Annotated in this window: 12 protein-coding genes, 1 tRNA gene and 1 rRNA gene; 7 read left to right on the top strand and 7 right to left on the bottom strand. The window is 63.2% G+C overall.

The features are described 5' to 3' along the window. Nucleotides 1-4 precede the first annotated feature (4 nt). Together rrf and EAH76_RS22075 are read left to right on the top strand one after the other, a co-directional pair. Nucleotides 5-119: ribosomal RNA gene (rrf, locus tag EAH76_RS22080) — 5S ribosomal RNA — on the top strand. Between the two features lie 101 nt (nt 120-220). After that, nucleotides 221-297: transfer RNA gene (locus tag EAH76_RS22075), tRNA-Met, on the top strand. On the opposite strand, the gene EAH76_RS22070 is transcribed toward EAH76_RS22075, so the two are convergent. Both EAH76_RS22070 and EAH76_RS22065 read right to left on the bottom strand, forming a co-directional pair. Beyond that, nucleotides 254-1,903 carry a recombinase family protein gene (locus tag EAH76_RS22070; protein ID WP_140852428.1) on the bottom strand — a complete coding sequence of 550 codons (1,650 nt, stop codon included), beginning with the start codon at nt 1,901-1,903 and terminating at the stop codon, nt 254-256. The two genes, EAH76_RS22075 and EAH76_RS22070, sit on opposite strands and share 44 nt — an antisense overlap. A gap of 560 nt (nt 1,904-2,463) precedes the next feature. Further along, nucleotides 2,464-3,306: an energy transducer TonB gene (locus tag EAH76_RS22065; protein ID WP_241659843.1), complete on the bottom strand. Its 843-nt coding sequence runs from the start codon at nt 3,304-3,306 to the stop codon at nt 2,464-2,466. Between the two features lie 154 nt (nt 3,307-3,460). Between EAH76_RS22065 and EAH76_RS22060 the strand changes: the two genes are divergently transcribed. The 5 genes from EAH76_RS22060 to EAH76_RS22040 all read left to right on the top strand — a co-directional run bounded on the left by EAH76_RS22060 (nt 3,461) and on the right by EAH76_RS22040 (nt 16,248). Further along, on the top strand, nt 3,461-4,261 hold the full coding sequence (locus EAH76_RS22060) for a zinc-ribbon domain-containing protein (RefSeq protein ID WP_140852415.1): 801 nt from the start codon (nt 3,461-3,463) through the stop codon (nt 4,259-4,261). Nucleotide 4,262: 1 nt separating this feature from the next. Beyond that, the gene (locus EAH76_RS22055) at nt 4,263-4,817 is read left to right on the top strand and encodes a hypothetical protein (protein WP_161989125.1); all 555 of its coding nucleotides are present in this window, start codon (nt 4,263-4,265) and stop codon (nt 4,815-4,817) included. Between the two features lie 139 nt (nt 4,818-4,956). Continuing rightward, complete coding sequence (locus EAH76_RS22050; protein ID WP_140852413.1) at nt 4,957-10,857, top strand: DUF3320 domain-containing protein; 5,901 nt, start codon at nt 4,957-4,959, stop codon at nt 10,855-10,857. Nucleotides 10,858-11,332: 475 nt separating this feature from the next. Continuing rightward, on the top strand, nt 11,333-12,553 hold the full coding sequence (locus tag EAH76_RS22045; RefSeq protein WP_140852412.1) for an exonuclease SbcCD subunit D C-terminal domain-containing protein: 1,221 nt from the start codon (nt 11,333-11,335) through the stop codon (nt 12,551-12,553). After that, nucleotides 12,550-16,248, top strand: a complete 3,699-nt coding sequence (locus EAH76_RS22040; protein ID WP_140852411.1) for an AAA family ATPase — start codon at nt 12,550-12,552, stop codon at nt 16,246-16,248. The genes EAH76_RS22045 and EAH76_RS22040 overlap by 4 nt, the downstream gene beginning before the upstream one ends. 1 nt (nt 16,249) lies before the next feature. On the opposite strand, the gene EAH76_RS22035 is transcribed toward EAH76_RS22040, so the two are convergent. The 5 genes from EAH76_RS22035 to EAH76_RS22015 all read right to left on the bottom strand — a co-directional run bounded on the left by EAH76_RS22035 (nt 16,250) and on the right by EAH76_RS22015 (nt 23,693). Then, on the bottom strand, nt 16,250-16,534 hold the full coding sequence (locus tag EAH76_RS22035) for a hypothetical protein (RefSeq protein WP_140852410.1): 285 nt from the start codon (nt 16,532-16,534) through the stop codon (nt 16,250-16,252). A 32-nt stretch (nt 16,535-16,566) separates the two neighbouring features. Next, a complete protein-coding gene (locus EAH76_RS22030) occupies nt 16,567-17,118 on the bottom strand; it encodes a hypothetical protein (protein WP_161989124.1) in 552 nt (183 codons plus the stop codon). A gap of 283 nt (nt 17,119-17,401) precedes the next feature. After that, nucleotides 17,402-20,503, bottom strand: coding sequence for an AAA family ATPase (locus EAH76_RS22025; protein WP_140852408.1), 3,102 nt, complete (start codon nt 20,501-20,503; stop codon nt 17,402-17,404). Next, nucleotides 20,500-21,168, bottom strand: coding sequence for an ABC-three component system middle component 1 (locus tag EAH76_RS22020; RefSeq protein WP_140852407.1), 669 nt, complete (start codon nt 21,166-21,168; stop codon nt 20,500-20,502). Before EAH76_RS22020 ends, EAH76_RS22025 begins: the two co-directional genes overlap by 4 nt. Continuing rightward, on the bottom strand, nt 21,165-23,693 hold the full coding sequence (locus EAH76_RS22015) for an ABC-three component system protein (RefSeq protein WP_140852406.1): 2,529 nt from the start codon (nt 23,691-23,693) through the stop codon (nt 21,165-21,167). The genes EAH76_RS22020 and EAH76_RS22015 overlap by 4 nt, the downstream gene beginning before the upstream one ends. Between the last annotated feature and the right edge of the window lie 174 nt (nt 23,694-23,867).

The following is a 23,867-nucleotide window of genomic DNA, read 5'->3' as shown; positions in this document are numbered from 1 at the left end:
ATTGCTTGGTGGCTATAGCGTCAGTGCCCCACCCGATCCCATCCCGAACTCGGCCGTGAAACCTGACTGCGCCGATGGTACTATCGCTTAAGCGATGGAAGAGTAGGTCGTCGCCAGGCATTGAAGCCGGTGAACACAAAACGTTCGTGTCTCTCATCAGAACCCATTTACATGTCATCTAACACCCCGCTCGCTCTCGCGAGCAAAACCAACACCTCGTCGCGGGGTGGAGCAGCCCGGTAGCTCGTCAGGCTCATAACCTGAAGGTCACAGGTTCAAATCCTGTCCCCGCAACCAACTCAAATTGCGAATCTCCCGCTGTGTAAACAGCGGGCTTTTTTGCGTTTGCGGCGATGTGAAGGATGCTCGCTAAATCGCCTTTCAAGTCGATCGTCAGCTCGCCATCGTCCGGCGTCAGCACGACGCTCTCCATTAGCGAACGCAGCACTTCCGACGCACGTAGCCGTACGATATCGTCACTTTGCTCGAGGGCCTCGTAAAGCTTGTCGAGTTCCTGGCGGTAATGCGTCGCCATTTCCGGATGCAGCAACGGCGGCGGCTCAACCGCGATTGCCAGTTCCTGGTTTAGGAAGCGCCGACGATCTTCCAGTTTGAGCATTTTGGCGCTTAACGTTTCGCCGTTGCCGCCCCTCAGGATCAGTTCGACCAGCATATCGAGGTCCTTATTGATCCGAGAAATCTCCGCATTCATCGCATCAATCTTGGCACGCCCTTCCATCCGAAGGCGGTTCGTCTCCCGCGTGAATTCGTCGCAGAACCGCTTGAACAGCGCGGGCTCCATCAGCCGGTCGCGAAGCGCACTCAACACGCGGGTTTCGAGCACGTCACGACGGATGTTCACCCGATTGTTGCACGTGCCCTTGTTGCGTGCCGTCGAGCATCCCACCGAGGTCGACGAAATTTGCGAGTAACCTCCACCGCAGACTCCGCACTTTGTCAGGCCGGAAAGAAGATATCGCGCCCTTGCGCGATCGCGGAACGTGGCCATAACGCAGCCTGGAGAGGCGCTCAGCTGCGTTTGGGCCTGACGGCCCTTGGCGGCGTCCCATAATGCGGCTTCAACAATGCGAAGCGCCGGCACATTATGGGTGATCCATTCCTCGGGCGGGTTCGGCCGGGCCTGCCGCCGGCCGGTCTCAGGATCCTTGATGTATCGTTGCCGGTTCCAGACGAGGCGACCGGTATATAATTCGTTGTTGAGGATGCCGGTGCCGCGCTTGCTGTTGCCGAGGATCGTGCTGAATCCCCAGGCGCCGCCCGAGGGGCCGGGGATGCCATCCCGGTTCAGGTCTCCCGCAATCTTCTTTGCTGACTTACCGCCAGCGAACTCGCGAAAGATGCGCTGAACAACAGCGCTCTCGTCCGGCTTGATCTTTCGATCGCCGCGACCGACGTCCCCCTCAGAATCCACACTCCGCACCACAGCATAACCATAGGCGTTGCCGCCGCCGGACTTGCCCTGCTCGACCCTCCCGCGAAGGCCGCGGTGGGTCTTGTCGGCCAGATCCTTCACGAACAACGCGTTCATCGTACCCTTGAGGCCGATGTGCAGATGCGAAACCTCGCCCTCGGCCAAGGTGACGATCTTCACATTGCCATAGACCATCCGCTTGAACAGCCCGGCGATGTCCTCCTGATCCCGCGAGAGGCGATCCATCGCCTCGGCGAGCACGCACTGAAATCGACCCCGCGTGGCGTCCGTGATCAGCGCCTGAATTCCAGGGCGCAGCAGTGAGGCGCCTGAGACGGCGTGATCCGAATATTCTTCAACGACCTGCCAGCCTTGCTTCTCCGCAAAGGCACGGCACACCTGAAACTGGTCGTGAATCGACGCATCGCGCTGATTGTCGCTCGAGTAGCGAGCGTAGAGGGCAACCTTCATGGCGCATGCTCCAGATCAGGGGCGGGTCTCCACATAGTCCCGCATCTTTTCTGCATAATAACGCCGTGCTGACGATTGGGCTAGTAGTGTTACAAGCTCTAGCAAGCGCGGATCCGGCCCGCCGTCGACGCGATCGTCGTCGTTGCACGGCATCGGTTTGCTATCGTCTGACTTAGCCATCTTGCAAATCCTATGAGCCTCTGATCGACGTGATACCGCTCTATCAGTCTATCGGACAAACCTTGGAGGCTCCTTCCACATCGTAGAACCTGCGGTCTGCGGGTAGGATTGGACACTGGCGGCAACGCAATCGAACGCGAGCGTCGTAGAAATACGTGAGATCGGCGGTTCTCCGGAAGCCTCGGAAGCAAGCCGGGTGGTGGCGTCGTCCAGACCACTGCGTTGGCATGGCACTCTTAAGTGGGACGATCGACTTCTTTAGGCATGATTCTGGCGATGCGCGGACGGGCTGCTCTCGGGGTGATTCGGGTGGAAAACGGCCTGTCTGCTTTTGGGCTGCGCTCGCCGTAGTCGGCCTCTCGTTCACGGGGCAACTTTCGTTACTTCGGCATCTTCCAGTCGAATGAAAACTCCGTAGTGGCCGGCATGGAGGATCCATCGACGCCACGCGCGGGAGTATATCGGCCGCGACGGGTGAGGGCGCTGCAGGTCGCCCTATCAAGCGAGGCGTTGCCGCTCGATGCGACAATCGTACAACTTTCGATGCGGCCGGACGCGTTGATGGTGTATTTCACCCGCACATTCCCCTCGGCTTCGGCCGCGAGCGCGTCGGCGGGATAGTCGTCGGTTGAAATCCAGTCCGCCGGGTTGCCACGCGCTGGACTCGCCTTCGAAGCGTCGCCTGCCGTGTGTCTGCCGGTCGCAAAGGGATCGTCGGGAATGCTGGCGAACCGCTGCCTTTCGCGTTCCTGCGAGGCTTTCACCGCGCGAAGGTTGCCGACGCACTGATCGACCACGCGCAGCGCGGCGCCCGAACCTTGAAGGCGCAGGCTGTCGACCAATGTATCGCCCTTGTAGACTTTGAGGCTCGACGCGCTCGCGAACGCAGGAAAGAAATCGGCGCCGAATTTCGTCACGAAGCCTCGGCGCTCGTAACTCTCGCCCGTCCCGACTGATTTGCCCCCGCGGAATGCTTGAGTGCCAACGTGGAATTCGAGGTCGTAGATCTCCCCTTTCTTGGCCGACCAGCCGTAGTTCGTGACGGCCATCGCCGCGCTGCCATCGGTCATTTTGGCGACCGTGAGCCGGGTTTCGCCTTTGCCTTCATAGTCGAGAGCCAGGCCGCAAAAGTCGTCGCCTTCGAAAACCTCCCAGCCCGCGGTGGTCGGCCAGCTTCGTGCCGCCGCCGGCGCGGACAGGGAAGGTACAATCAGCGCCGTCATCGCCAGGGCCAAGCAACTTCGGAATGACATTGTTGACGCCCCCCTCGGTCTCGGTGATGGTGTTGATTGCTGGAAAATTGATCCAGCACAACGCGATATTTCAGCTGCGACGGGCGAGCCGCCCTGATCATTCAAGGCAATCCGGGGGGATTTGATGTATTGCGACCAATGCGGGCAGCAGATTGACGACGATTCCAAGTTTTGCCGGCATTGTGGCGCGCTGCAAAAGGTAGCTGGGACCGAGACCGTTCAAACGGGGCGCACCCGTCGGATTGGGCCTCTCGACCCCTCGCCGGCGGTCGAAGCCAAGGCCAAGCAAAAAGTAGGGCCAGGACGAATTTTCTGGACGATCCTCGCCGTATTTGTGGTTCTCGCCATCATCGGCTCACTGGCAAAGCAATCGTCGCCGTCTGTGGGCACGAGCGAAGCGGCAAACATTATGGCGAACGCCGATATGATTGCCGACAACATCGACAACGCTGCGTCCGCCGTTGATGAAGGCGCAGGTAAGCCGACCGGTGCCGCTGACGGTCCTTGGGCGTACTCCACGACGGAGGACAAGGTGCGCGGGAGCACGACCTATTACGCGCGTACCACCAGCACCAACACCATCCACCAGAACCCACCCTACGACTCCGATACGAGCATGGGCATGGCCGTCCGCAAATCCCGGTCGGACGGGACCAATGTGGTGCTGACGATCAGTTCGGGGCAGATGATGTGCCCGTCCTACGAAGGATGCAGTGGCACCGTCAGCTTCGATGGTGGGCCTGCACAGCGGATCCGCTTCGCGGGACCTGCCGATCACAGTAGCGAAACGATCTTCGTCGAAGGGGCGAAGTCGTTCATCGCGAAGCTCAAGAAGGCGAAAAAGGTCGTCATCGAGAAGACGCTTTATGAGGCCGGCAATCCGCAGTTCGAGTTCGATGTGCGCGGCCTGAAGTGGGACCACTAAAGTGCTGAACCGAAGGGTGGCGCTGATAGCCGGCGCGATCGTGGCTGCGCTTGCGGTCTATAACGGCATTCTCACGATTCCAGTGGCGCTCGCTCGGCAACACGAGAGCGGTATAACGATGGTCGCCTATCGTCGGTGGCTGATCGATCCCACGACGGCTGTCGTCGACCTGTGGCGCGTCGACCGCAATGCGAGCATGGCCGATGTCGACCGCAATCTCTTCGAGGTAGCCGAGGCGCTCAAGGCGCAGTCGTTCACGAATGTCGAATTGGCGTACAAGGGGACGGGGCGCTTCCTTCTAGACGGCACCCAGTTCAAGACAATCGGCGAGGAGCGGTCGTTCCAGAACCCGGTCTACACCATCCGAACACTTCCCCAGCACATAACCAAACTCGACGGCACCCCGGCGTTCGGCACGTACGAAGGCGGTTTCCTAGGGGTGCTGAGCGCGCAGATGAGTGATCATTCGCAGCTCCATTGGTCATGGTATCTCGCATCAATGAGCGGTGCTGATCCGAGTTCGACGATGCCGAAGTCTGGCGGCGCCGGATTTTGAGTCATCCGCTCGCCGCGCGCGATTTCAGCCTGCCGACACGGACGAACCGCCTACCTTCCTCGTCGGCGATCTCGTCGCTTGGCCAAATGCTTACGGTTAGCGGTCACGCTGACGCCACGGGTTTCTGGATGATTTGCACATGACGTTGAAGATCGATGCAACCGTGGCGGCCAAGATCGGGTTCGCCTCGCATCAGAATGCGGTGCCGGTGCTGCGTGAGATAACGGTGCGTCACGCCGGCGAAGCCCCGCTGGAGGATCTCCGCCTCGTGCTGACCTCGGACCCCGGGTTCGTCAGTCCAAAAACCTGGCTGATCGACCGCATATCCCCAGGTGACGATCTTCCGATCACGGACCGGGACGTCGCGCTCAACGCAGCCCTGTTGCGCGAGCTGAACGAATGCGTGAGGAGCACGGTTTCGCTCACGCTTTACGACGCGGCTGGGCAAGAGCTGGCGGTCACCCGGCACGAGGTGGAGCTTTTGGCGCACAACGAATGGGGCGGTCTGGGCTCCATGGCGGAACTCCTCCCAGCGTTTGTGATGCCGAACGACCCCGCCGTTGACCACGTGCTCAAGGCGGCGTCGGATGTTCTTCGTCGTGCCGGCAAACCCGACGGCCTCGACGGTTATACCAGCGGCAAGCGCGAGCGGGTGTGGGAATTGGCGTCGGCGATCTGGTCGGCGATCGCGGGGCTTCGGATTTCCTACGCGCTTCCACCTGCGAGCTTTGAGCTCGTCGGTCAGAAGGTTCGGACGCCCGGAGCCGTTCTCGAAGGCGGGGTGGCGACGTGTCTCGACACCGCGCTCCTGTTCGCGGCGGCGCTCGAACAGGCCGGGCTCAACCCGCTGGTCGTCATGACCAGCGGTCATGCGTTCGCTGGCGTGTGGCTGCAGCCGGTCGAGTTCGCGAACCTACTCACCGACGAGGCGGCGGCGCTTCGGCGGCGCTTCGATCTCGACGATCTTCTTCTCTTCGAGACCACTCTCGCCACCAACAAGCCAGCTGCGAGTTTCAGCCAAGCGATGGTGGCAGCACGGCGTCAGATCGACGAAGGTGCCGAAGCCCAGTTCGAGATGGCGATCGACGTGCGTCGCGCCCGCATGCAGCGGATCAGACCGCTCGGAGTAGCGTCGGGCGTTCGAAGCCCGGACGGACCGCAAACCGCCCCGATATCGGAAGCGCTCGAGGCCGCCCCATCGCTGCCGGCGTTCGACGTGGAGATCGCCGAAGAGGCTGATACGCCTGGCGATCGGATCCGGCAGTGGCAACGCAAGCTGCTCAATCTGACCACCAGCAATCGCCTCCTGCATGTGCCGGACAGCGCCAAGGTGTTGAAGCTCATCTGTCCCGACCCGGGTGGGCTGGAAGATTTGCTGTCGTCGGGCAAGAAGGTCCGCGTCGTGCCGATGCCGGATCTCGACGCTGGCGGGCGCGACGAGCGCCTGTACGAACAGCAGACGCAGACGAACCTGCGAGAGGAAGTGGCAAAGGCGGCTCTGGCCCGTGGCGAAGCCTTGTCGCCACTGGGCAAGGACAAGCTGGACGCCGGACTGATCGAGCTGTTTCGCAAGGCGAAGAGCGATCTCGAGGAAGGCGGTGCGAACACGCTCTATCTCGGCTTGGGTTTCCTGAAGTGGAAGAAGTCCGCGACCGAGGAGAAGGTGTACCGAGCGCCGCTGATCCTGTTGCCCGTCCGGCTGGAGCGGAAGAGCGCTCTCTCCGGCGTGTTGATGACCCGACACGAGGACGAGCCGCGCTTCAACCTGACCCTCTTGGAGTTGCTGCGACAGGACTTTGAACTGTCCATTCCCGGGTTGGATGGCGAACTGCCGACGGATCACAGCGGCGTCGATGTGGCTGGTGTCTGGCGCACGGTGCGGGCCGCGGTTCGTGACATGTCGGGGTTCGAGGTCGTTCCCGACGTCGTGCTCGGCACGTTCTCGTTCGCCAAATATCTGATGTGGAAGGACTTGGTGGACCGGGCTGATCGCCTGAAGGAAAGCCCGCTGGTCCGGCATCTGATCGAGCGCGACGGCAGCGTCGTGAAAGGAAAGGGCGCTTTTCCCAAACCCGAGAACCTGGATGCCGAGGTCGATCCATCAACGCTCTTCACGCCGCTTCCCGCCGACAGTTCGCAGCTGGCGGCGGTCGTCGCCTCGGCGCGTGGTCTCGACTATGTGCTGGATGGCCCGCCGGGCACGGGCAAATCCCAGACGATCGCCAACATCATCGCTCACAATTTGGCGCTTGGCCGCCGTGTTCTCTTCGTCGCGGAGAAGAAGGCGGCGCTCGACGTCGTGCATCGTCGATTGAGCGACAAGGGCCTCGCCCCCTTCTGCCTCGAGCTCCACTCCGCCAAGGCCACGAAGACCGCGGTCCTGAAGCAGCTGGACCGAGCATGGGCGACCCGCGACGCGCTGACGGAGGACGAGTGGGCTGTCGAGGCCGCGCAGGCCCGCCGGCTTCGTGACGGCTTGAACGAAATCGTGAAGCTGCTGCACCGGCAGGAGCCGAACGGCTGGACCCTCCACCGCGCCATTGGACGAACCGTTCGCGACGGAGGCGAAACCACCCCGCGGTTTTCGTTCGATACGGAGATTCACGACACCCAAGCCATGACGAACCTGCGCGACGTTGCACGTCGTCTGGGGCTCGCGCGCCGCGAGGTGGAGGGCCTTCCGCCGGAGCTAAGCGAGGTTGCCCGCACGGAATGGACGAACGGCTGGCAGGAGGCGATTGTCGAGGCCGCGGCGAAGGTGCCGGTGGAGCTGGAGGCGCTGGTGGCCGCGCTCGCCGGTGTGCAGAAGGCGACCGGCCTGCCGATGGCGATTGCGGACAGACAGGGCGCCGCCCGCTTCGCATCCTTCACCCGGACGCTCCTCCAGATGCACGGGCGGGACTTCCGCTTCGCGTTCGCGCCCGATGTCGCCGACCGTGTCGGCGCAGCTCGTGAAGGCCTGCGCTTGATCGAGGAATACCGACGCCAGGAGCAGGGGCTTTCGAGCACCTACGCGCCTGAGGCGGCTCGGAGGGTCGATATTGAAGCGACGAGGGCGGCGTGCAAGGTCGCCGAAGGAAGGTTCTGGTTCTTCGCGACATTGGCGAAGAGACGCGTTGCAAGGAACCTCGCACAGGTCGGCGGCGCTTCGGAGCCGCTAGATGTGGAACTCGACCTCTCCCGCCTGGATTCAATGCGGGCATTGCTCCACCGGATCGACGCATTGGCGGTCAGGGTCGGCGGAATCCCAGGCTGGGCAGGGTTGTCGTCGGATCCCGCCGAGGTCGAGCGCGCCATCCTCATGGGCGAACACCTCAGATCGGCGATCGCGACGGAGGCGCATGGACCGGACGCGCTCATCGAGCTGCGGCGCGCGGTCTCAGGGCTCGTGGTCGATGCCAACGAGCTGCTCGAACCGAGCGGTGGGATAGCGGGGTGCGTCGGCCGCCTGGATCACGCGCTGTCGGCGCTCGCAGCGACGGCGGATCGCTTCCATATGCTGGCGGAATCAGCACCCGCGGGCGATTTCGAGACGCTCAAGCGCGGCGCGGCGGCCGTTACCGCGAACGCGCGTCGCCTGCATGCCTGGACGAGCTGGCGGCGCGTTCGCGATGAGGCGATCAGGGCTTGCCTGAAACCTTTGGTGGAGGGTCTTGAGGGCGGCGCAATCGACCCACTGAACTCCCTATCATCGTTCGAGGTCGGATATGCTCGTTGGTTCGCATCCTCTCGGATCGATCAGGAGCCGCTGCTGACGCACTTCATGGCCGGCGAGCAGGAGGATCGCATCAGCCGCTTCCGGCTGGTCGAGGATCGGATGAGCGAATTGTCCGTCCGCTACATACGGGCGAAGCTGTGTGGATTGATCCCGGATCGCGCCGACGTCGGCAAAAAGGACGGCTACGGCGTGCTGAAGCATCAGCTTCAGCTGCAGCGTGCGCACAAGCCAATCCGTCAGCTCGCCGCCGACATGGGGGACGCCTTCACCAGGCTCGCGCCGTGCATGCTGATGAGTCCGCTGTCGATCGCCCAATATCTTCCAGCCGACCAGGCGCTGTTCGATCTCGTGATCTTCGATGAGGCGTCGCAGATCACTCCATGGGACGCGATCGGGGCGATGGCGCGCGGCAAGCAGGTCGTCATCGCCGGCGATCCACGTCAGATGCCGCCGAGCAACGACTTTGCCCGCGGCGCGTCGTCGGTTTCTTCCGACGACGATACCGAATCCGACATGGACAGCATCCTCGATGAGTGTCTCGGAGCCGGCGTGCCCCAGCACAGTCTCGATTGGCACTATCGCAGCAAGCATGAGAGCCTGATCACCTTCTCGAACCATCGCTACTATGACGGTAAGCTCGTGACCTTCCCCGCACCGGTCACGCGCTCGAGTGCGGTATCCTGGCAGAAGGTGGACGGCGTCTACGCACGCGGGGCAGGGCGTACGAACCCGATAGAGGCACAAGCCATCGTTGATACAGCGGTTGCCAGGCTCCGCGATCCGAGCTTCGTCGATCCCGCAGGGCGACGCCTGACCATCGGCATCATCACGATGAACGCCGAGCAGATGCGGCTCACTGAGGATCTCCTCGACAAGGCCCGCCGCGCCCATCCCGAGATCGAACCGTATTTCAGCGAAGAGTTGCTCGAACCCGTCGTCGTGCGAAATCTTGAGACCGCCCAAGGCGACGAGCGTGATCTCATTCTTCTCGGAATTGGGTTCGGACCCACCGAACCCGGTGGAAAGACGATGTCGATGGACTTCGGTAAACTGAACCGGGAAGGCGGATGGCGCCGCCTAAACGTCGCCGTCACGAGGGCGCGGACCGAGATGAAGGTGTTCACCTCGTTCGAGCCGGGCATGATCGACCTCACGCGCACGAGCCAGCGCGCGATCGCCGATCTCAAGCACTTTATCGAATTCGCTGACCGAGGTCCACGCGCGCTTGCCGAGGCCGTGAAGGGTTCGTTGGGTGGGGCTGACTCACCGTTTGAGGAGGCGGTCACCTTTGCGCTTCAGCGCCGTGGCTGGAACGTCGTGCCGCAAGTCGGCGTATCGAAGTTCAGGATCGATCTGGGTATCGTCCATCCAGACCGCCCCGGGGACTTCCTGATCGGCATTGAGTGCGACGGTGCGACGTACCATAGCGCTGCGACGGCGCGCGACCGCGACAAGGTGCGTTCCTCCATTTTGGAGAGCCTCGGCTGGAAGCTTGCTCGCGTATGGTCGACCGATTGGTGGATCGACAAGGAGCGGGCGACGGACAAGCTTCACGGTATTATCCAGCAACGCCTCGAAGAGGACCGGTTGGCGGTGCGGGAGCGGCAAGAACCAGAAGCGGTCGCCGCGGCCCAGAATCTGGCACCTAATCCTCTTATCGTTGTGGCGGATCAACCCGTCGATTCCAGCCCGGCTGATGCTGTCGGCGCCGAAGAAAAACCTGAAATCACACCTGAACCGCTCTCGATGGAGGCTCGCGCCGAGGCTCTTGCCGGGACCATGCAGCCCGTCGAAGTGCAGCAGCCTGCTTACGAGCCGCTGATAACGAGCTACATGGCGCCCATGTCGCGGCCCTACACGGTGACTGACGCATCTCAGTTCGGTTCGACGATCGACCCGGCATCGTTTTATGATTCGTCTTATGATCCCATTCTGAGCTCTATGGTGAGGAAGGTCATGGAGCAGGAAGCTCCGATAGCGGAGTCGCTGTTGGTTCAGCGGATCGCCCGCGCGCACGGCTTCCAGCGGTCTGGCCGCTTGATCCGAGACAGGGTCATGGCAATCGCCGAACGTGAACATTACGTCTCGCGGGACACCGCAGATCAAGGCTTCGTCTGGCAAACAGAGGAAGCTAAAAGCAAAAGTACGCTTGCAAGGGCTCCAGCGGCTGACCGCGACATTCGCCAGATCGAAGAAATTTCCGTTGAGGAGCTTCGCGCGGCTGACTCTGACTTCGATCCCGCCGCCGTGGCGCGTTTCTTTGGTATCAGGCGCCTTACATCCGCGGCACGTTCCCGGATCGAGCGGGCACGAATGTTGTAGCAGCTTCGTCGGTAAAACTCCGACTACCAAGGCGCTATCATTGTCGTGTTGGCGATCGCAGTCGCATCGCCGAGGTTCGACGTCGTGTGAGGTGGCTCGCTAGCATGCGCCGCCACGTCCAGGGCGCGCTCGGGTGGAAGCACGAACCCGCTGCGCGGGAGGGCGTGTGTGGCGCGGTTGAGGTAAAAGACGAGCGTTGCAGGGCGGTTGAGCGCTCCAGGCGTCAGGCGGACCATCGTGGCTCCACTAGGAGGGGTCATACGATGAATGCCCTTATTCCTGTCACTGCGGTCAGCCCGCTACGTCAGCGTTGATCGACGAGATGGAGATGCGTCGGTTCGGCCGCGAGACGCAGGGTAATTAAATCCGTGATATTGGGCGGTTCGCCACATTTCTCGGTCGTCCGCAGGAGCTGGTTCAGACGACTAGTGAATCGGATTAGACGCCTGTTGAAGCGGTAGGGTAAGAGTATTCCATGCCTAGACCTTTCCGCTTTCTCCACACTTCCGACTGGCACCTCGGCCACGAGCTTCATGGTCATCATCGAGAGGAGGAGCACGATGCGTTCCTGAGTTGGCTGCTCGATGCGCTCGCGGAACACGGCGTCGATTCCCTGTTGATGACGGGCGACGTCTACGATGTCGCCAATCCCGCAGTGACGGCGACGCAGCGGTTCTACGGCTTCCTTCGGGAGGCGACCGCACGCTGCCCGAACCTCCACATCGTCGTCTTGGGGGGCAATCACGATTCCGCGCATCGCATCAATTTGCCGGGCGCGCTGCTCGGCAAGGGGCGAGTGCATCTCATCGGAAATCTGCCGCGCTGCGAGGGCGCCCTGGATTTCGACCGGCTGCTCGTGCCTCTGCCTGGAGAGGGCGGGGAGACTATGGCCTGGGTGGCGGCGATCCCGTTTTGCCGTCCGGGTGATCTCGGCGCAGGGGATCTGGCCTCGCTCTACGCGGAGGTAATCGAGGCGGCGCACGCGCGTTGCGAAGGTCTGCCGATCGTGGTGACGGGGCACCTGCATATCGCGGGCGGAGACGTCTCGACCGACAGCGAGCGGCGTGTCGTCGTAGGCGGAGAAGAGGCAGAAGCGGCGAGCCTGTTCGACGGCCGGGCCGCCTATGTCGCGCTCGGCCATCTCCATCGGCCGCAGGACGTCGGCGGCACGACGACGATCCGGTACGCCGGCTCGCCCTTTCCGATGTCGGCGAGCGAGCGGCGCTATCGTCATTCCGTCTCGCTGGTCGATCTTCCCTCCGGCGGAGGCCCTGTGAAGGTCGAGGAATTGCGCGTGCCACGCCATGCGCCCTTCCTTGCGCTGCCGGACGAGGACGCGTTGCCGATCGAGGAGGTCGAGGCGCTTCTCGCGGCTTATGATTTCGGCCAGCCGGCGACCCCCGGTAGCTTTCCGTTTCTCGAAGTGGCCGTGGCGGTCACCCGCCCCGAGCCGGGTCTCTGGGCGCGGGTTTCGGCGGCGCTGGAGGGAAGGCCCGTGCGCCTTACCCGTGTCCGACAGGTTCGACCGGAAGGTGCGGGCGACGGGAGCATCGCCGCTCGGGAGGAGGCGCTTGCCGTGCTGCAGCCCGAGGCGGTCTTCGCCGAGCTGCACGCCCGTCGGCACGGCGGACCGCCCGAAGAGGCGCTCGCGCGCGCTTTTGCACAATTGCTGATCGAGACGGAGACCGCGGCGTGAGGGTTTTGGCCATTCGCGGGCGCAATCTCGCGAGCCTCGCCGGCGACTTTGCGATCGATTTCGAAGCGGCGCCTCTCGCCGATGCCGGCATCTTCGCGATCACCGGCCCGACGGGCGCGGGCAAGTCGACGCTGCTCGATGCGATGTGCCTCGCGCTCTATAATCGGGTGCCCCGTCTCAGCGCCGCCCCCAAACGCGGCAGGGTTGGGAGCGAAACGGACGCCTTGTCGGCGACCGACCCGCGCGGCCTGTTGCGGCAGGGTACGACCGAGGGTTTCGCGGAGATCGACTTCGTCGCCCGCGACAAGGTGCGCTATCGGGCGCGGTGGAGTGTATCGCGCGCGCGTACCGGTACACTGAAGCTGGTCGAGCAGACGCTCGTTTCGATCGACACCGGCGAGCGGATCGGCGGCACGCGCACCGACACGCTCACCGAGATCGCGCTCCGCGTCGGTCTTACCGCCGAGCAGTTCGGCCGGGCGGTCATGCTGGCACAGGGCGACTTCGAGGCGTTCATAAAGGCGGAAGCCGACGAGCGCGCGGAGCTGCTCGAACAGCTCACCGGTACCGAAATCTACAGTCGGCTCGGCATCGCCGCGGGCGCCAAGGCCGGTGCGCTGCGGGACGAGATCGCGGTGATCCAGCAGCGGCTCGACGCCCAGGGCAGCCTTTCGGACGAGGCGCGCGCCGTAGCGGAGGCGCGGCTGCTCGAGGTGCGGGCGGCACAGCAGGCGGCGAAGGGCGCGCTGACCGCGCTCGAGCGCGATCGCGACTGGTACGCGCAGCTGGGGCTGCTCGCGGGTCGGGTCATTGAAGCGGAAGCGGTCCTCGCCACGGCCCGGCAGGCAAAGGCGGACGCCGCCGGCAGGCGCGACGCGCTGCAGCGTCGGCGCACGGCTGCGAGCATGATCCCACAGTGGCGCGCCGACGCCGAGGTTCGCGATCGCGATCGGCTGCTCGGGGCCGAGCTCGTCCAGCTCACCGGACTTAAGACCCAGGCCGAAGATCTGGCCGGTGCCGCTCTCGAGCGCGACCGTTCGGCGCGTGAAACGGCGGCAACCGCGCGCGGCGCGCTCGAGGCGGCACGCCCGACACTCGAGGCTGCGCGCGCGCTCGACCACCAGATCGCCGAAGCGGACCGTGCGCTCACGCCGTTGCGAGACGAACGCGACCGCCTGTGGTCGACGGCCGGGACCGCCGCGACGACGCATGCAGCGGCGATCGCCGATCACGCGGCACGCCTCCGGGAACGAGCAGAGGCGGCGGCCTGGCTCGACGAGGCGACCGTACGCGGACCGGCCGCGGCGCGCCGGCAAGATATCGTCGTCGACCTGACCGCCTTTGCGGAATGCGAGATCCAACGCACGGTCATCGAACGGCAGCAAGCGGAGGCCGGACGTGTCGCCGCCGACGCGCAGGGCGCGAGCACGAAGGCGGACGGCGATCTCGCGCTGGCCGTTGAGCGGCACGCCGCGGCGGATGCGAAGGTCACGACGGCGCAGCAAGCCGCGCCTGCCGAGGGACTTCTGGACGGTCTGACAGGCAGGCGAGATGCCCTGGCGGCAGTCGTTCCGTGTCTGACCGCGGTCAATGCCGCTGCGGCGGCACTCACCCGCGCCGAGGAAGCGATCGCGCGCAATGCCTTGGAGACCGAGCAAATTCGGACCGCAGGCAATCTGGCGCGAGAGCGAGCCAACCGGCTGGCGGCCGACCTGCCCGCACTACGCGAGCGTTGTGAGGCGGCGGAGCGGGCGGCGAGCCTCTCCGAGGCGACGGCCGACACTGCCGCGGCGAAGCTGCGATCCGCGCTCATTCCCGGTGAGCCGTGTCCGGTTTGTGGCGGTACCGCGCACGCGGTGGAGGCGCTTCTCGGGCTGATCGACGACCGCGTCGCGATCGATACGCGGGCACGGGACGATGCTCGGCGCGCTATGTCCGCTGCAGAACGCGACGCCGCTGTCGAGGCGGAAAGGGTCGTGACGGCTGCCGCCCGCTTGGAACAGCTGGCGGTGGACGCCGGTGTCGCCGCTTCGGCTGCCACGGCGTCGCGAAGGGTACATGCCGACGCCGTCGTTGCGTTGGATGCCGCCGCGGCGAAAGCCGGCTTCGCTGTGCCGGACGCAGCGGCAGCGCGTGCCGACATAGAGGCGCAGCTGCACGCGATCGACGAAGAGCGGCGGACGCTCGCGAGTGCGCTCGCCGCGATCGAGACGGCCCGGGAAGATGCGGATCGGACACGTCGCCTGCAGGAGACGGCGGCCGCGGAGGCAACGCGCAGCGCTGAAGCGTCGCGGCTGGCGGTGACAACCCTCCAGGGGTTCGAGACGCGCGCGGAGGCTCTGCAGCGCGAGCTGGCCCGCATCTCGACGGCGCTCGATCAGCATCTCGCGCCGCTCTTCGAATGGCGTGGCGCGCGCGACCCGATCGCCCGGCTCGACGAGCTCCTGGACGAATGGTCGAGCCGCCGTCTGGCGCTCGAGGAGGCCGATGCGGCTCTGCCGGGGCTGCTGCAACAGGTGCAGGCTGCCGAGATCGGGAAGGTCCGCGCCGCGGACGCCGCCGAGCAGGCGAAGCGCGCCGCCGACCGGGCGGAGGCGCATCACGGGGCGCTCGTTGTCGAGCGTGCGAAGCTGCTGGTGGGTGAGCCGAGCGATGTGGCTTCGGCGCGTTTCGAAAGCGCGGTGTCGACGGCCGATGCCGTCGCCGATCGTGTCCGCGCCGAGGCCGAGACGGCGCAGCGCGCGCTCGTGACCGTCACCGCGCAGGTAGAGGCGTGTACCCGGCAGATGCAGGCGTCCGTGGCGGCGGTCGAGCGGCAGGGGAGTGCGCTCGCCGCGCGCCTCGCGCAGCTCGGGCTCGATGCAGCGGAGGTCGAAGCCGAGACGCTTGCGCCGGAAGGCGCGCGAGATGCCGAGGCGAGTGCCCTATCGGAACTCGACGAGCGCGTGACGAGCGCCGTGTCCGCGGTGGTTACCAGAGCCGAGGACGTCGCGGCCCATCGGGCCGGCGACGCGCCGCAGACGGCGAGCGAGGAGCTGCCGCAGGCGCTGGCCGACGCGACGTCGTTCGAATCCGCCGCAAGCGAGGTGGCGGCCGAGGCCGAAGCCGTGATCCGGCAGGACGACCGGGCGCGTGCGCAGGCCGCGACGATCCGGCGTGCGCTCGAAGACGCACGCGAGGCGGCCCAGATCTGGTTCCGTCTCGACGATCTGATCGGTGATAGGGACGGGCGCAAGTTCCGCCGTTTCGCGCAAGGCCTGACGCTCGATCGGCTGATCTTCCACGCCAATGCGCGGCTGACCGAGCTGAAGCCGAGATATTCGCTGGAGCGTCGACAGGACGGCGAGATGCTGATCCAGGTGGTCGATAACGATCTTGGCGGCGAGCTGCGTGGCCTGCACAATCTCTCGGGCGGCGAGCGCTTCCTGGTCAGTCTCGCGCTGGCGCTCGGTCTGTCCGAGATGTCGACAGGGCAGGGGCTGTCGATCGAGAGCCTCTTCATCGACGAGGGGTTCGGTGCCCTGGACAGCGCCAGTCTCGGCCAGGCCATCTCGATGCTCGAAGGGCTCCACGCCGGCGGTCGGCGGGTCGGTGTGATCAGCCACATCGAAGAGGTCAAAGAGCGGATTCCGGTCAAGATCGTCGTCACGCCGGTCGCGCGAGGACGTAGCGAGGTGACGGTCGAGAGCGATTAGATCATGATTCCATAGCCGCCACGGTGGTCAAGACGGCAGCCTGCTGACCGGAAACCTCCATAAGTGATTGGCGATTGGCGATGACAGAGGTAGTCGCTTTGTGGCGTTCCGCGGTCTTCATGCCGCGCTTACGTTCTAAAGCTGATCGAGATGCAGGACCGTCTGGATATTCGATGGCGCGCAAATCGGCGATGGCGTTGGGTGCTCGACGTGACCGCTTGCCAGCCTTTTGATAGCAACCGCCGACTTTGCGGTGCGGCGCGAGCAGCCTAAAGTGGCCGTCCACGCCTCTGAAAGTGCCTTGAAACACTGCGGCAGTTACATCTTCTGGTCCGGTTCAACCGTGTCATTAGAGCTGTGCCGACCGAAAATCCGATTGAGTTTGCGTTGCTGCCAGTCCGGAAGGCGTTCGTGGCCGACCGTCATCCCAAGCTGCCTCAGGAACGCCCACCAGTGATCGCAAAGCGAAGCAAAACGGTTCACAGCGAACCCGAGTTCGCAATTTCGAGTTCGGTGGAGAAGGACATATCCCGGTGGCGCATCCTCGTCACCTTCTTGCCACTCAAGGTCGACCCTTCCTCCCGGCCAGGCCCCTTCACCGAGGGTCGCGTGCTTCGCGGTGTTAGCGATTGAATCACATGCGGCCTGCTCGGGTATCGCCGCTAGAATCGTATCCCGGAACGCCTTATTGTCGTAGTCGCGACCGGCTGCCCGCTGTTGCTTAGCAAAGACGCTTTCGGTCCAGTTCCGCAGGCTCCACGCCGAAATGCAGACATTGATCGCCGCGAAGGCGAGAGGCTCCGGCTCATCCGGATAGTCGATCTGGATTTCCCGGAATACATCGGCATCCCAAGCAAGCTTGCTGAACATGTCAACAGGCTCGCGGATGATCGCTGTGTGGCGGACGGCGTTCTCGACCGGTGGGGTGGTGCCTCTGGACATGCGCGGAGCCTAGCAGTGGAGCATGGATGGGCCAGCATCCGTTGCCGACTACCTTCATCCGTCGCACGCCCGTCATCCAAGGAGGAGGTTTAACCGGAGTTGCGCCGATCTCGACTCAGTCGAGAACCAGACATGATTCACGCTTGGCTAATGGCAGCCGTTTGCCCCTCTGCTTCGTGCGCTTCCAGGCAAAGAGCCTGTGCGTCGTCAATCAGCCCGCCATCCTTTCAGGGTCAGCGAGCATTTCTTGTGCGCGTCGGTTGCGATCTACGCCGAAGGATACGCCGGCGGCAGACGTTGCATGCAGGTTTATCGTGGTACACGGCAAACCCTCCGCGCTCATTTTGCGTCGGACAAATTCCGCCTCTCCCAGGTCGTGCGTCGACATAAAGAGTTGATACTGCTCTATTTGTGCCAGATTACGGACAAGATCGACAAAGGCCGCAGCGTGGATCACGTCATTGTGTTGCAGGGGATCGTCCAGGAGCAATGCTCGCCAATTTGACCATCGGTAAGAAGTACTGGCGCTGCACAGGATGCTCAGCGCATTTGCCGCCAATTGCCCTTCGCTCAGCCGCAGCTGTGGATTGACGTCTCGCCGTTCAAATTCCTCTCCAGCGCGCCCATCAACCAGCTTCATCGAAAGATCGGTACGATCGGCCCGATATTTGGTTTCGAACGTGACGGCGCCACAAGCACCCGGCGCAAGCGCGTCTTTGAACGCGTGGATCAGCTCGTTGAGCGGCGCCAGAACGTTTGAGCTGTAGCTTGAGGCTTCGGACTGCAGGCTGGCTGCGATCCGCTTGGCCATCGCTGCTGCCCCGATGATATGCTTCTCCGCGGTCCGTGCCGCCTCGATGCGCACCGCGTAGGTGGACCGAGCATCGACGATCGAGACCTCTAGTGGGCGGCACTCGGCCTCCAGTTCCGTGCGAACCCGCGCGACTTCCAGCTGGCTCGAATGACGCGCCTGCGCAACCGCAAGCGCATCAAGCTCGGAGATAAACTCGCTGATCGTATCTCGTCTCTCGCGGGTACGCTGGAGTTCGAGTTCGAGACGCGCGCTGTCTGGCTCACCAGCAAGTCCGACATTGCGCCACCGATCCACTGCAGACTGGCGCCGTGCCTCACCACCGGAGATCTCGCCTTCTACACGGCCGATTTCGCCCTGAAGGCTGACCCGTTCATCAGCGAGGAGGCGGTGCGCTTCTGTTTCGCGCGCAAAGGCGGCTGCGGCTTCGGACTCAGCGCTCGACGCCGTAGCGATCGAGGTGACGAGGTCCAAGCGATGTTCCGCGAGGCCTGCTGGGTCAAAACCTGGCAGCCGGGTCGAGAGGCGGGTTTCGATTCCGGAAAGCCTAGCCGTCATCTCATCTCGCTGTCGCAAGGACTCTTCCGATCGCAGCGTTGCCTCACGCAGCTCGAGCCGTTGCGTTGCCAGATCCTCCGCCGCGGCACGCTGGCGGTCGGTGAGCTCCGCCAGCGCCGGTAGGTCCGGATCGGCGGTCCGCTCGAAAGCGTTCAGGCGATCCAACGCAAGGGTAGCCAGACGCGCGACATCCCATTCCGGCTCTGCGGACAGCCTGGTTGCGATGATCGAGATTTGCTCTGCGAGATGACGACGGGCCAGGGTCGCTTTTGCAAATGCGGTTGCTCGGCGTTGGACGCGCGATGCGTAGGCCTCAACGCGGCGCTCATGATCGCTCAAAGCCTTGCGGGCTTCCGCAAGGCTTGCCTCCGCCAAGCGCAGATTCTGGTCGTCGCCAGAGGCCGCTGCATTTGCGAGCACCTGTAACGCGCCAGGCGGGAAGCTGCTCGCGCACACCGGACATTCGGTGCTGTGCTCATCCAGGTGCGCCGCGATCCGAGAGAGCGCCGCCGCGAGTGCCGTTGACTTCAGCCGGCCATCGTCGACCTTTTGTTGCTCGATGCCGACCCGTTCCACGAGCCGCTGCCTTATCTCGTCGGAGGGGGCGTCAACATCGTCGGGATTGTCGACATCCAATGCCACGGCGGCATCGGCTTCGATGGCCGCTTGTTCGAGGCCGCTGAGCTCTCGAGCAGCCTGCAGATCGTTGGTAAGACGCGATACCTGGGCATCCCAGTCGATTCGCGCTGCACGTCGTTGGGAGAGCTCAAGGGTCTGATCTTCCCATCCGCGGATGCGCCCCTTCGTAGCCTCAATCACCGCGGCGAGGATCTCGGCCTCTGCTTGCTGCGTAGCAAGCACCGCTTTGGTCGCGACAACTCGGTCGAGGTCTTCGAGAGACGCATCGACGGCTGCCAGCCGATCCTTGAGCGGCTGAACCACCGCCGCCGCGCGCCTGGATTCTGCTTCCGCCGCGTGCCGCTTTCGAAATGCCTCTTCCACTAGGCCCGTGACGTTCGACAGCCGCGCCGCGAATGAATCGGCGTCTGCTCTCAAGTCTGCGATCCTGGCCTGCTCGGTAGCAAGAGTCGTGACGATACTCGCAATCTCTGGTTGCTCCAGTACCGCAAGGCGCAGCGTTACGAGACGGGCTTCCTCGTCGAAAGCAGCCCTTACGCTCCGCGTGCCATCGGTTGGATCCGTTCCGATCATCGTCACCGGCGTCGCTGCCACGAGCGAAAAGCGTTCGGCCAGAGCTTGAACCTCGAAAAAGACCTGTTCGGGCGAAAGGGCGCCTTGGCCTGCGGCGCTTTCCTCAAGTCGCCGAAGGCGATCCAGGCTCAGGTCCCAACGTGCCAGCTGCTCCTCTGCAATGGCGACGCTTTGCCGCGCCTCCTCGACCCGTTTGTTGAACGCAGCCGTCGTGGCCCGACCGCCCAAGCGGTTCCGGAGCACTTCATAGCGATCAACGCCGCTGGGGCTTTTTAGCGCCTGCCATTGCTCAGGCCCAGGCAGGGCCGTGAACCGCCGGCCGGCAGTCTGGCCAAGAAAATGGGTGAGGGCGAGATAGGTCGAAACGCTGGCGACAGGTTGCTTCCAACTGTCTGCCCTGAGCGCCTCGATCACATAGGCAGGGTCGGGCACGTCACCCCGTCCCCTGACAATCTGTTGGCCGGCTTGAAAGAGAAGTTCAACAGCATGGCTGTCGGCTTCAGCTCCGTCGCGCGTCAAATAGTCGGACTCGGGCGTCTTCTTGATGATCTCCGGCGTAAATCGGCGAATTGCACCGGTAAGGCACCACTCGATCGCGTCAAAAAACGAGCTTTTGCCGAGCCCGTTCGTGCCGGTCACGATCGTAAGGCCGGGTGCCGGCACCAAGTCAACTTTGAACGTCCCGAAAGTTCTGAAATCGGAGAGGGTGATTTGGCGGAGATAATTGTTCATGCACCGTCTCGATATCGGGTGATTAGGGCCTCAACGAGATCCGGTCCGGGTTCCATTTCCCCGTCTGCAAGACCAAACCAGTCGCGACCGACACCAACTGGGGCGCCCTCGTCAGTGAAGAGCTCCTCTATTGGATCAAGCGCAAGTTGAGCTTCGATTGAATGCCCTTTGAGCCACGGACGCGCCATAAAGGTCCGCTCACAAAACAGCCGAAAACTTTCTTCGTTCTCGTCCGCCTGCAATGGACGAAGCCAGACCTGCTTGCGGGCGACCCGATCGTCCCGTTCGATGGTTGCGCCGAGCGCCTTCCATTGTTCGTCGTTGTCGCTGCCCGGAGGGCCCAACAGGAAAAGATTGAGGTCGAGCGCTTGGTCGGCCGTGAGGTTCGAGCGCGCCACGACGCATTGGTTGCGGTATCGGCGGACACTGGCAAAGACGGATTCGGCGTTCGCGATCTTCGGCAAAATCCCTAGGATCAGTGGATGTCGGCCGACGAGACAACCGTGAACGAGATCAGGAAGCTGGTCGGGTCCGAGGCGCGTAGCCGCCGCATCCCCAGTTCCGAAACTGTTGCCTGTGATCGCGCTAAGAGCCTCATAAGCGAGGCCGACGGCGCGGGCACGTCCAGCAAACAGCGAACAGAAAAGTTCGAGATCCGTGCTCACTGCCCATCCCCCGAAGATATAGCGGCGCGCCAGCGGCCGATATGACTGTTCTCGAGGACATCAAGATGCTTCTGTAGGGCTGCCACGCCGCCCTCCAGAGCATCCTCAAGTGCGATGTCCGCGGGAATGATCAGGCTATTCCCGAAGTTCGCTTCATCCAACCGCGGGGTCAGCTTATCGTCGATCGTGGCCAGGTTATTATGGCTCTTGATGTCGACGACGACGGAGCGGTTCAGCTCGGAGAGCAACACGTAATACGAAACCCATGGGAAGCTGGCTACCTGTGTGCGCAGCGCCCCCCCGCCGATGCGGTCGGCACCGCAGGCGTGGAACGCGCGGGGTTTGGTTGCTTCGCCGTGTGCAGGTCGCTCCAAATGGCCGGGGACCGCGGCCCTCAGGTCGCCGCCCTGCCAGCCGGCGGCAGCAGCCAGCGCCAGGAGGGACGCCCTCACCAAATTATTGATGCGAGAGGGCCCGGCGGCGACCAGCGCGGTCTCAGACTCGACGGACAGATCCTCAGGACTGGCGAGAAGCCGGACGAACCGTCGGAGTAGGGGCGCATCGTGATCAAGCTTGTGTTTCCAGACTACCCAATGATCGGACATCGCGAGCCGCAATCCGGCGTCGACGACCCAGGCGACCGATACGTTGGAGGCAACGCCGTGCGCGCAAAACGCCTCAATCTTCTCGTTGAGCAAGTGAAGCAGATCAGCGTCGAGCCCGTTGTCGAGTGCTAGGCTGGCCTGCGTGACGCTCAGAGATAGGGTGGGGGCGGGAGATATGGAGATCGGCGGGTAGAGCACTGGCTCGTAAAGCCCACCTGCGCTGCCGAGGGTCGCAATGACGTCACGGATCTTTTTTTGCCAGTCGTGTCGCTCGGTGCAAAGGACGACCGAGGGGTTGTGGATCGCCATCCGAATGAGCGTGATCGCCAGCGGCCCCAGCTCATCTGGAGACGCTCGCAAGGTGAGCTTGACACCTTTTGCGCTGCGCCAGTTGGCTGCAAGTTCGGCTGGTGAGAGCGTCGAGGTCCAAAGTGCCAGGCCCGCCTCAAAAGCAATGGTGATTTCCAGCGGTGCATCTTGCAGCAACCGGGCGATGCGCCGGTTGTCGAGCGCAAGATCGTGGCTGTGCGCTGCATCTTCGAGCCTTCGCCGCGCCCCAAGACTCAACTCGGGCGTGGCCCGCACCACGTCGTCGACCGCAAGTGCTTCGCGAAAAGTTCGATAGCTTGAGATGATTGCTGGGAACCCTCGATAAGGCTGATCCTTGTCGGGCCCGTGCCGGATGATGATACGGTCGACGCCAACTTCGTAAGTTCCGGCGCGGACGAAAAGCCGCGCGTCGCGCTCGAAGCCGGTCACCGAGTCCGGGCAAACATCCAGCTGCTCAACGTTTCCACCCTTGAGATGTTCGATGCGCGTTTGGGATCCCTTTGCCGCCGCCATGACGAGACGCAGCAGAACGCGATTGAGGATCGCCGATTTGGTATCGAACAGCGCGTCGTACTGCGTATGCAGATAGAGCGTCATACCAGGCCTCAAACGTTCAGCAATGTTGCGGATCAGGCCGATCTTCTCAGCGACGGGGACAATTTCGGCTCCATAAATATCCTCGATCACGTAGGGCGTGCCAACCGCCTCGGATGCTTTGGCCGCCTCATCGATGGCGATCAGCCGCGCGTGGACAGCGTCGAAACCGGGGAATGTCGTCACAAGCTCGATGAGTGCAGCATGCGGCGAGCCCTTCAGGACCGCCGCAACCGCATCGATAAGCCCGCCATCACCGTTTCCGCTCAAAAAGACGGCCGAGCCCTGCCGGAAGGTTTTGTTCGTGCGGGGCAGGCTGGTGTCGTCCCAATAGCTGGTCGCATGATCGGGCATTGGACCACGCTCCGGTCCGAAGCCACCGGCAATGATCACGACATGGGCCATGGAACCGGGATTGCTGTTGTCCACCGTGACTGTCGATAGCTGAAACGCGGGATTTCCCAGGTCCATCGTCGCTTCTATCTCCGAAACGCGCGCGCCCGTGATGGTCGTGAGGCGGGCGGCAAACAGGCTTTGTATCTGAGCAAATTTGCCCGCGATGCGTTCGACCACGTCTGCGGCCGAACCTGCTTCCCAGCTGAGAATAGGGAGATCGGAGGTTGGATTGATCGAGTTGGCTCTTGGCCATTCGTAAAGATGGGGGTGGACGTATCTGACGCTGCATTCTCGCTGCACATAAAACAATTCTGTTTCTGCTTCGAAAAGCGTGACGCAGATGGTCTCAGTCGAAACCAAAATAGCTGCGGCCGCGGCGACGCCAGCGACCCCACCGCCGATGATCGCCACGTGCTGTCCGTCTTTTAGCTTGCCCAGTTCGAGAAGGGAGTGAACTAGCTGAAAGGCGCGGACCTGCTGAGAATAAATGGTGATACGGATATCGGCGATACCGATGGCATAAAGGCCATCATAACCTGGAATTGCCGCCCCGCGCACGACGTCGTGATCGTCCAGACTATCCTCGCTTTGCCGGCGCATACACTCTGATCGCACCTTAGCGTCTCTTCTGGCGCGACTGACGGCACCCTACAAGTTGCAGTTCGAAATTCACCTTACAAAAATAATTTCGCTGTTTTATTTGTTGATCTGGTGTGGACGCTCCCTCGCAAGTTTGCCTTCGTCGGCTTGGCGATGTGGCGGGCTAAATGGAGG

It is taken from the genome of Sphingomonas glacialis, from assembly GCF_006439055.1.
GTDB lineage: Bacteria > Pseudomonadota > Alphaproteobacteria > Sphingomonadales > Sphingomonadaceae > Sphingomonas > Sphingomonas glacialis_A.
The sequence above is the reverse complement of the archived record's forward strand: the minus strand, read 5'-3'. Positions and strand labels throughout refer to the sequence as shown.